Annotated in this window: 10 protein-coding genes and 1 rRNA gene; 10 read left to right on the top strand and 1 reads right to left on the bottom strand. The window is 38.8% G+C overall.

What is annotated here, in order from left to right:
• Positions 1-7 precede the first annotated feature (7 nt).
• From rrf to OW157_RS07535, 10 genes are all read left to right on the top strand, one after another.
• A 5S ribosomal RNA gene (rrf, locus tag OW157_RS07580) occupies positions 8-123 on the top strand.
• Positions 124-401: 278 nt separating this feature from the next.
• Complete coding sequence (locus OW157_RS07575; RefSeq protein ID WP_268752637.1) at positions 402-758, top strand: DUF6568 family protein; 357 nt, start codon at positions 402-404, stop codon at positions 756-758.
• Positions 759-873: 115 nt separating this feature from the next.
• On the top strand, positions 874-1,515 hold the full coding sequence (locus OW157_RS07570; protein ID WP_268752638.1) for a carbonic anhydrase: 642 nt from the start codon (positions 874-876) through the stop codon (positions 1,513-1,515).
• A gap of 28 nt (positions 1,516-1,543) precedes the next feature.
• Positions 1,544-2,056, top strand: coding sequence for a ribonuclease domain-containing protein (locus OW157_RS07565; protein ID WP_268752639.1), 513 nt, complete (start codon positions 1,544-1,546; stop codon positions 2,054-2,056).
• Positions 2,056-2,322, top strand: coding sequence for a barstar family protein (locus OW157_RS07560; RefSeq protein ID WP_268752640.1), 267 nt, complete (start codon positions 2,056-2,058; stop codon positions 2,320-2,322). The genes OW157_RS07565 and OW157_RS07560 overlap by 1 nt, the downstream gene beginning before the upstream one ends.
• Before the next feature lie 12 nt (positions 2,323-2,334).
• On the top strand, positions 2,335-3,171 hold the full coding sequence (locus OW157_RS07555) for a hypothetical protein (protein ID WP_268752641.1): 837 nt from the start codon (positions 2,335-2,337) through the stop codon (positions 3,169-3,171).
• A gap of 125 nt (positions 3,172-3,296) precedes the next feature.
• A complete protein-coding gene (locus OW157_RS07550) occupies positions 3,297-4,049 on the top strand; it encodes a TMEM164-related integral membrane acyltransferase (protein WP_268752642.1) in 753 nt (250 codons plus the stop codon).
• Positions 4,050-4,249: 200 nt separating this feature from the next.
• Positions 4,250-5,401, top strand: a complete 1,152-nt coding sequence (locus tag OW157_RS07545; protein ID WP_268752643.1) for an alpha/beta hydrolase — start codon at positions 4,250-4,252, stop codon at positions 5,399-5,401.
• Between the two features lie 58 nt (positions 5,402-5,459).
• A complete protein-coding gene (locus OW157_RS07540; protein ID WP_268752644.1) occupies positions 5,460-7,136 on the top strand; it encodes a DUF975 family protein in 1,677 nt (558 codons plus the stop codon).
• A gap of 48 nt (positions 7,137-7,184) precedes the next feature.
• Positions 7,185-7,322 carry a YvrJ family protein gene (locus tag OW157_RS07535; RefSeq protein WP_268752645.1) on the top strand — a complete coding sequence of 46 codons (138 nt, stop codon included), beginning with the start codon at positions 7,185-7,187 and terminating at the stop codon, positions 7,320-7,322.
• A gap of 64 nt (positions 7,323-7,386) precedes the next feature.
• On the opposite strand, the gene uvrC is transcribed toward OW157_RS07535, so the two are convergent.
• A complete protein-coding gene (uvrC, locus tag OW157_RS07530; RefSeq protein WP_268752646.1) occupies positions 7,387-9,237 on the bottom strand; it encodes an excinuclease ABC subunit UvrC in 1,851 nt (616 codons plus the stop codon).
• Positions 9,238-9,279: the final 42 nt, after the last annotated feature.

Raw genomic sequence — 9,279 nt, 5'->3', positions numbered from 1 at the left:
CAATAAGTGCGGTGGCGATGGCAAGAAGGACACACCTGTTCCCATCCCGAACACAGTAGTTAAGCTTCTTAGCGCCGAATGTAGTTGGGGGTTTCCCCCTGTGAGACTAGGACGTTGCCGTGCAAATTGGAAAAAGTCTGAGACTAAGGTCTCAGGCTTTTTTATTTTACTGAATAAGAAGAAGCCTTTCTCAAAGTCTAAGCATGCTTAAAATAGTATGAAAATTAAGTCTAATATAGATATAATTGATCAATACTTTGTTTGTAAATTGTTTGGTTTCGGCTACTTAAGGAATGAAAGGAATAATAAGCAGATAAGTTTTCAATAGTAAGTCTTTCTATTAAAATGGAGACATTAGTTTTGAACAAAGAATTTTGGAATTATTGTAGGAGGTTATTTTTATGACAGACGTTATGAATTTATTTGCAAACTTAAAGGAAATTTCACCTGTCCAAGCACGAAATTTGATGGCTAATAATGAAGAATCTCTGGTATTTATAGGTCGTAACAGTTGTGGTTTTTGCCGCCTGTTTTTACCAAAATTGGTTGAGGCGGCTGATGAAATTGATCAAGACTTTTACTTTGTGGATTCGACTAATACAGCGAGTGACCAGGATTTGGCAGATTTACGAGAAGAATTAGGGGTTAGAACGGTCCCTTCCTTAGTGGTGCTTGGTGGTTCCAAACGGTTTACCAACTTAAACATCGATTCTTCTATTCCTAGCACTGACTTAAAAGACTTGCTAACACGTTCCTAGACCATGATAGACAGCATTCCATTAACTGAATACGATTCCGCCCTTTTGAATCTAGTATACTGTTTTTTGGCTTAATATATGCTATACTAGTCAAGATTTAAAGGAGGACTTTGTTTTGTCTGAAGATGATTTAATAGGACGTTATCAATCGTTTCTAAGTGATGATGTGGCAAAAGAAAGTGAGTATTTTGCTAGTTTAGCCAAGGAGCAACATCCCCACACCTTATTTATCACCTGTTCTGATTCCCGAGTAATTCCCGAAAGAATTTTGCGAGCAGACGCGGGTGAAATATTTCATGTGCGAAATATTGCTAATATTATTCCTGAAGTTAGCCGAGTTGACCAAGGTTATGGTTTAGCGACTATGGCTGCCATAGAATTTGCAGTGGTTGTGTTAGAGGTGGAACACATTATTCTCTGTGGCCATTCTAACTGTGGGGGCTGTCGAAACGCTTTATTTCCTACGGCTAAATTAGAGTCCATGCCAGCCTTACGCAATTGGTTGGCACAATTGATGCCTCTGAGCATTCAAGTCAAAATGGATTTAGAAGGGCAGTCTCCGGAAGTTCAAGCACGTGCTTTGGAGAAATTAAATATCGTGGAACAATACCGCCAATTATTAAAACTACCCTTAATACAGAAGAAAATGGCGGCAGATAAACTCCAAACCCATGCCTGGTACTATCAAGTCCATAGCGGAGAGGTAGCGTCTTATAATATTGAAACCCAAGAATTTGAAAATTTGCCCAAAGTTTAACTTAACTAACTTAGAATAAGGAGGCATTATGGCCAATCATCAAAAATTGAAAAGCATCTTAGGGATACTTTTAGGGGCCCTGCTTATTTTTTGGGCAACAGAGAGTGGTTTTCTAGCAGAAAGTAATAGCGGTCAAGAGGATGTTTTGACTCAGCAACATAAACATAGTGCTAGCGATAAAGAAGATTCGGATGTTGTTGAAGGTCAGGCCTATTCAAGCCCCAAGCAGGTTGCTGCTTATTTACATCTTTATAATCAATTGCCTGAAAATTATATCACTAAAGAAGAAGCCAAAGCAGCAGGCTGGATTCCTGAAGAGGGAAATTTATGGGAAGTCACTGACAAGAAATCTATTGGCGGCGATCATTTTGGTAACTATGAGGAAAGTTTGCCAGCTGAAGATGATTATAAGGAAGCTGATGTCAATTATAAGGGTGGTCATCGGGGGGCTGAACGCTTAGTGTATTCCGATGATGGGGATATTTACTATAGTCCCGATCATTATGACAGCTTTGAAAAACTATATGAGGGGGAACAATGATGAGAGCAGTTTATTTAAATGGAGTAAATATCCATGATAAGGATGACTTACACCAATTTTTAAAAGAAGAATTTGCGTTTCCTGACTATTATGGTCAGAACTTGGACGCCTTAGTTGATGCCTTGGCTGACCGTAGTCAAAAGGAATTTTTAGTGGTAAAAGACAGTGAGCTTTTGCAAGATAACCTAGGTCATTATTATGGACAATGGTTAAAAGCGCTTAGACAGGTAGAAAAACACACCCCTTTTCGTTTAATTGTCATGTAAGGAGGAAGTGCCATGGCTCGAATAGCTAGCTTAATGGTTAACATTGCTGAGTCAAATAGTGATTCCTTAGCTGATAAAGAGCTAATGAACCAAGCAATTCAGGTCTTAGATCAAATCTTTGTTGGTCAACTATTAGTAGAAGTCAGCCAAAATCCCTTTAATCCTAAACAATGGCAGTTTATATTTACTGATACAGTGACTGCTTTTCTTTATTATCGGTTACTGACACTTTTACTTAATCCTTTGTCTATTCAAGGGGGATTGTCCTTAGCAAAAGCGGATGATGATGTTCATTTTTATCAGACCGCACTCCATTATAGTAATCAGGCACTTGAGCAAGTGGAGATTTTTGAGGCTGGGGACTTTCTCTATAATGCCAACTTTTTTGAAGACATGATTACCAATGCACTCTTAACTGCTTGGGCGCGCTTACGTCAGCTGAGAAGTCCTCTACAAGCAAATTTGGCTTTTCTCTATGAAATGCACTTACCCCTTTATCTAGAAGGGAAGTTAACCCCCACTGATTGGCAGACTCGACAACTCACTGAATTTTTTCATTTCAAGGCCAATCATCCTTTAATAGGCGCAAGTTTAGCCAAAGTCAAATTAAATTTGCAAGCAGCTAAAACTACTCAATGGCTAGATATTTACCATGATGTCGATAAAGAAGCCTTTTATCTGACTGGTTTATATCGTAAAGGTTATTCTACTGCTATTGCTAAGATGACAGGGATGACTCGACAAAATATCGATTACCACTTGCAAAGTGGACATATAGCTGCCGAGCGTCACCAAGCAGCTGCTATTGTTATGCAGCTTAATCGTGAACAAACAGCCTTGCTATTGTAAATATAAGGTAAATTTTTTGTGTATTTTCCGTAAAGGAATACGAAGCGCTTACATAAAGGAATTGCTTTGCTTTTTTAAGTTTTCCCCCTTAATATGGAATTAGAAAACAAAAAGGAGTTGAAGTTATGGCGCAATGGAAAGACGATAAGTTCCTAAATGCAAACAGCTTAGATACTACCCTAGACCGTCTCTATAAAAATTGTATTTCAATTGATGCTCCCTTTATTTCTGCATTTTCGCTGGCACACTTTTTATATTTGTCAGCTTTTTTCGCGATTTTAACTTTTATATTAACGAATCAAGAACTTTTGGTGGCTAACCATGTATTAATTGCCCGCGGTTTATTAGCGATTAGTATCGGTCAACAAATTATGCTGTATTCATGGTATTATTTTGAGACAGATTTCGATGTCAAACAGGCTTTGCCTTTGCATATTTGTCGGATTTCCACCTTACTGGGTATTGTTTATTTATTAACAGGGAATGCTGTAGTGATGAATGTACTCTTTTACTTTGGCCTCTATGCTTATTTCTCCTTCTTTATGCCCAGTCGAATCAACAAGATATACCATGTTTCTGGTCTGTCATATTTTATTAATCATGTTATTACCATTCTGTTGCCATACTATGCGCATTTCACTACAGGATGGTTGCCGACAATATCAGGCTTATGCTTGTCTCTGGTTTTCTTTGCTATCTTCTATGTGGTGGCCTATTTCGTGAATCAGCACGTGGATGGAAACTATTTCTATATGAAAAATCGTCCGCTGCCTGTCCTAAGTAAAGTCTCTGATGGTATTTACCACTTGGTTAACTTTGCTTTTGCTAGTGGCTTGTTTATCTTTGCTTATTGGGCCTTTAATGCAGTATTCGCCTAATGAAATAAGGTTTAATAATTTTACTAGTTTAGCATTGCTTGAAAATTTGACTTTCATGCAATGCTTTTTTTTAAGCTTTTTTATTAGATAGAGTAAGCTATTAGTTTTACTTCGGCCTTTGTACTTGTCTTAGGGTATAATAGATAATAGACGGTGAACGCTTTGTCGTTTACTAGTAACTAGTTGAGAGGAGTTTGATTATGGGCGAAAAACACTTCACTCCTGCCCCCTTAGTTAATGAGCGTTATGACGAAGATTTAGCAATGATGCGTATTCGTCAACGGGTGATGTATGATGGTCGTTTGGAATTTGTTTTGAAAGGTTTACCAGACACCAAGAAAACAGGGCGTTTAGATCGTCATGTTTTAAAATCAATAAAAATTCATAAGGATCCTGCTCCTCTGATTCATCGTTTAGATAATATCATTAAACGCGAACACTTTAATCCTTTCTTAGCAATTTACCGCCAGGCGGTAGGAACCACACAGAATCGGGATATTAGTCAAGGTCGAGTGACTATGCAAAATCAGCAATTACAAACTACTTTTGGTTTGATGAATATTCGTATCTACCAACCACAAAGAGATTATCCAGGACAATTATTACCGGTAGTTTTGTATTTGCATGGGGGAGGATTTATTGGTTCCACCTTTAATACAATTATTAACACTTGCCGAGCGATTGCTGATAAATTTCAAGCGGTAGTGGTGACCTTTGAGTATAGTTTGGCTCCTGAGAAGAAATTTCCCGCTGCCTTACGGGATTCCCTAGCTATGGTTGACTGGGTTTATGACCAGGCTAGTCGTTTTTATGCCGATCCAGAAAAGCTAGCTATCATGGGCGATAGCTCGGGAGCTAGTATTGCTGCCACTACAACGATTTTTGATATTGAACAGGGTAAGCGACGGATTAAACAACAATTACTACTCTATCCTATCACCAATTTGAGTGCGGATAAGCCTGAAGAAATTGCCTGGTCTTGGGATAAGTATGACATTAAGGCTAACAAAGATCCTATTCACTTTGTCTTAAAAACTTTTGGCATGGGAATGCACTATATCAGCCAACTCTATGCGGGTGATTATAATCGTAAAGACCCTTTGATTTCACCCATTTTTATTGATGCTAAAACGGCTAGTCTCATGCCGGCCACTATGCTGGTAACGGCAGAATATGATTTTCTTCGGATTGAGTGCGAGGCCTATGCCCAAAAGATAGCAAGTCAAAACGTCCCGGTCACTTTGTTTAGGTATCGGGGGCTTGACCATGGTTTCGTGGATAAGGTGGGTTATTTCTCCCAATCAGAAGATGTTCTAAATGAAATGGCTGTTCGTTTTAGACAACGTTTCTGATTTACAGGCTTTAATGTTATACTTAAGTTATGAATAAAACGTGTATAGGAGGCTAATTATGAGTCGAAAACTTTCAACTAAAAATAAGTTAATTCGCCAAGAAGCAAGTAAGATGCTAGAAGGAAATGCTTGGAGCTTTTTCGGAGCAACACTTATTGCTGGTATTATAGGTTCGCTTGTTTCCTTCTCGGAATTTTTTACGGATAGTCAGTATTATTTATTGCTTTTTTTTATTAGTGGTGTTTTGTATTTTGTGGTATCTAACCTTTTAAATATGGGTATCTTATGGGAATCGATTACAATGGTAGATAAGGATTATTATCGATTGTCTGGTATTTTTAAACCCTTTACTCAACGCCCTTTCCGCAATATTTTGATTATCCTTCTTTATACATTGCTCTTTTTCTTTATTACAATCTTGATTTTTGGTATCGCTATCTTGGGTACAGGTTTAATTATGGAAAACACAACTGGTATTTTGGATAGTATTCAGGGTATTGTGACTACACCGTCTGTAGCAAGTCTGGATCCCCAATACTTGATTGCTATAGGAAGATTTTTTGGTGTTTCTTTTCTGCTTACTTTGTTAGGTTTTATTCCTCTCACTGTTATTTATTATCGTTATGTATTAGTGCAATACATTCCTTTTGATAATAATGAAACTGGGCCATTTCAAGCCTTTAAGGTCTCTGCTACGATGATGAAGGGTAATAAATTTAAATTGTTTAGAATTGATTTCTTTTATGCCTTTATCATTATTTTATTCTGGGTGATTGCTGGGATAGCAGTAGGCTTAACTGCTAGTTTATTTAATTCCGCAATAGTCACCATCATTCTAGCGATTATCTTCTTATTGGCTGGGATACTAATTTCGATTATTTTATTCTTACGGGCCTACAGTGCTCGGGCCTTGTTCTATCGTTTATTAACTGATGAATTTGGTGCGGAATATGATCAACTATTCCCGTTCTTGGATATGGCACCTGCTCCAGCAGAAACAATGGCCTATCAAACTCAGGCGCGTCCTAGCTTCGCTGAAGATACCCAGGCTATTGAACCAGGGGCAAATGTACAAAGTGAAAAAGCTGCTAATTATGATCCTGAAGAAAATAACCAAGCACAATCAGTGGCTAAAACGGCTGGTCCAGCGGCGGCAGTGTTTACTGCTGGCCAAAGCGATGCGGAAGGCTCAACTGAAGAGCAAAATCTTAATAATTTAGAGGAAGAAGAACTTTCTGAAGAATTAGCTTCTGATTATCCTCTCGACGAAACTAAGGATCATCCAGTTTATAGTGCTGTTGATGATCAAGAGAATTCAACAGACCATGAAGAAAACACTGATCAAGAGAATCCTGATTTTGAAGCTTATGAGGACCAAGTAGCAGCGGAAGCCGATGTGAATGATGACTTTGTGAACTTAGCGGCTGATCAAACTGGTGTGCAAGATGCAGATCTCGACCAAGTCGACGATCAAGATCTTGATAAAGAAGATGGTCAATATGCTGACCATGAATCAGGTCAAGAGTCTTCTCTAGCTAAGCAACAAGCAGATTCTGCTTATGAGGAAAAAGACGAAACCAATATTGAAAAACAACCCTATAATATTATGGGTTACAATACACCAGAACGGACTGATTTTAGTCATTTAGATAAAGAAGATGCCTATGCGGCTGATAAAGCCCAAACCGATGATGGATCTGGTGTTGATTTCTCTAAAGAAGACAAAGAAGACTAGTTGTCAAACACTCACCCCCAACGTTATTAATGTTGGGGGTGAACTTATATGGAATACATTGATTCAACATGGATTGAAGTAGTTAGCAATGTAGGCTTTCCAATTTTTCTTAGTATGTATCTTATGTTACGCACCGAGAAAAAGTTGGATGCCTTGATTGCTGCTGTTCAGTCCTTGCAAAAATGATGTAAGGTCAATGACATGCTAGCAAAAACGACCTCCGATTTTATTATCGGGGGTCGTTTTAGTTTTAAAGTGATTTATCTTCTTTGCCATTTTCTGTTTGATCATCTCTAGTCTCGGCTGCATAAGGATCGTCTGTTTGGCCTTCCCAGGCGGTTTTATGAATAGCTAGGGCAACTTTTTCAGGGATGCCTAATTTTTGAATTTCAGGGACACCACCTTGGCGGATGGCTTTGAGTGTCTTGAAGTGGCGCATAACCTTAGTACGTGTTTTAGGTCCAACTCCAGGGATAGCATCTAGCCTTGAGCTAAAGGAATGCTTGCTACGCACTTGGCGATGGAAGGAAATAGCAAAGCGGTGGACCTCATCTTGAATCCGTTGCAAGAGGTGAAAAGCGGGACTTGTGGGTTCTAAGGGAACAATTGCTAAATCCTCACCAAATATAAGGTTAGCTGTACGGTGTTTATCGTCTTTAACCATACCAGCAACTGGAATGGATAAATTGAGTTCATCCACTAGGACCTCCTTGGCGGCATTGACTTCGATAGCGCCCCCATCCATTAAGATCAAATCAGGCAGTGCCTTGCCTTCTCTAAGTAAACGCCCATAGCGACGACGGATGACTTCTTGGGTGGTGAGGTACTCATTGGCTCCCTTAACAGATTTGATATTGTATTTTCGATAGAGCTTTTTATTTGGTTTTCCATCTTCGTAAACCACCATCGCTGATACAGGGTTAGTTCCTTGGATGTTGGAATGGTCAAAGCTTTCAATCACCTTGAGATAAGGTAAGTTTAAGACCTGGCTTAGTGTTTCTACCGCACCCACAGTTTTTTCTTCTTGCATTTCTAACAAACGGAATTTTTCTTGGTGGGCGACTTTGGCGTTATTGTAGGCCATTTTAAGCATCTTATGTTTGTCTCCGCGTTGGGGGGTAGCCACGGCAACATCTAGGGTATCAGAGATTAAAGTATTATCGACTTTCTTAGGTACCAAAATTTCCTTGGGTAGGGTATGATTTTGATGTTGATAGAACTGAATAATATAGGAAGTTAGCTCTTCTTCAGGATCATCATAGCAAGGGAAGAGGGCAGAATCTCGTTTAATAATTGAGAATTGTCGCAACATAAATACTTGGATAGAAATCCAACCTTTGTCCATATAGAAGGCAAAAACATCACGGTTATTGTATTGCTTGCTCATAATATTTTGTGGTTCCACCGTTTGCTCAATATAAGAAATTTGATCCCGATATTCAGCCGCCCGTTCATAATGCATGTCTTCAGCAGCTTGAGCCATCTTGTTTTCTAAGTCGTTTTTTATGGTTTTTACATCACCATTAAGGAAACGACGGATACGTTTGATTTGGTCATCGTATTCTTCTTTGGATACATGATGGTCACAACAGCCAATGCATTGCCCAATATGATAGTAAAAACAAGCCCGCTTTTCATTTTTAGAGCATTTGCGTAGAGGATAAGTTTTTTGTAACAGGTCGCGGGTTCCTGTGGCGGCATAAACATTTGGATAAGGGCCAAAGTAGTAGCCACCATCGTTTTTGACCTCCGAAGTAATAATTAATTGAGGATCCTCTTCATTAGTTATTTTAAGATAGGGATACATTGTCCCATGCTTTAACTTGATATTGTAGTGAGGTTGGTGCTTTTGAATCAAATTGATTTCTAAAAGTAAACTTTCTTTGTCGGTCTTGGTGACAATGTAATCATAGTCAGCTATCTCACTCACTAATTGGGCAGTTTTGCCAGTGTGGGAACTCTTGAAATAAGAACGGACCCGATTTTTCAGGTTTTTAGCCTTACCAATATAGATGACTTGGTCACGGGCATTTTTCATAATATAACAACCAGGTTGGTCGGGTAGGAGCTTTAATTTGTCTTCAATGAGTTGATTGGCCATGGTATCCCTCCTTTCTAACGATTTAACAATATACTAGTATAA

Origin of the sequence: Aerococcus kribbianus (assembly GCF_026805545.1) — a bacterium.
In the GTDB taxonomy this organism is placed as follows: domain Bacteria; phylum Bacillota; class Bacilli; order Lactobacillales; family Aerococcaceae; genus Aerococcus; species Aerococcus kribbianus.
The sequence above is the reverse complement of the archived record's forward strand: the minus strand, read 5'-3'. Positions and strand labels throughout refer to the sequence as shown.

Coding starts and splice junctions, on each gene's coding strand:
- OW157_RS07575 (WP_268752637.1), top strand. CDS start 402: ATGACAGACGTTATGAATTTATTTGCAAACTTAAAGGAAATTTCACCT.
- OW157_RS07565 (WP_268752639.1), top strand. CDS start 1,544: ATGGCCAATCATCAAAAATTGAAAAGCATCTTAGGGATACTTTTAGGG.
- OW157_RS07560 (WP_268752640.1), top strand. CDS start 2,056: ATGAGAGCAGTTTATTTAAATGGAGTAAATATCCATGATAAGGATGAC.
- OW157_RS07555 (WP_268752641.1), top strand. CDS start 2,335: ATGGCTCGAATAGCTAGCTTAATGGTTAACATTGCTGAGTCAAATAGT.
- OW157_RS07550 (WP_268752642.1), top strand. CDS start 3,297: ATGGCGCAATGGAAAGACGATAAGTTCCTAAATGCAAACAGCTTAGAT.
- OW157_RS07545 (WP_268752643.1), top strand. CDS start 4,250: ATGGGCGAAAAACACTTCACTCCTGCCCCCTTAGTTAATGAGCGTTAT.
- OW157_RS07540 (WP_268752644.1), top strand. CDS start 5,460: ATGAGTCGAAAACTTTCAACTAAAAATAAGTTAATTCGCCAAGAAGCA.
- OW157_RS07535 (WP_268752645.1), top strand. CDS start 7,185: ATGGAATACATTGATTCAACATGGATTGAAGTAGTTAGCAATGTAGGC.
- uvrC (WP_268752646.1), bottom strand. CDS start 9,237: ATGGCCAATCAACTCATTGAAGACAAATTAAAGCTCCTACCCGACCAA.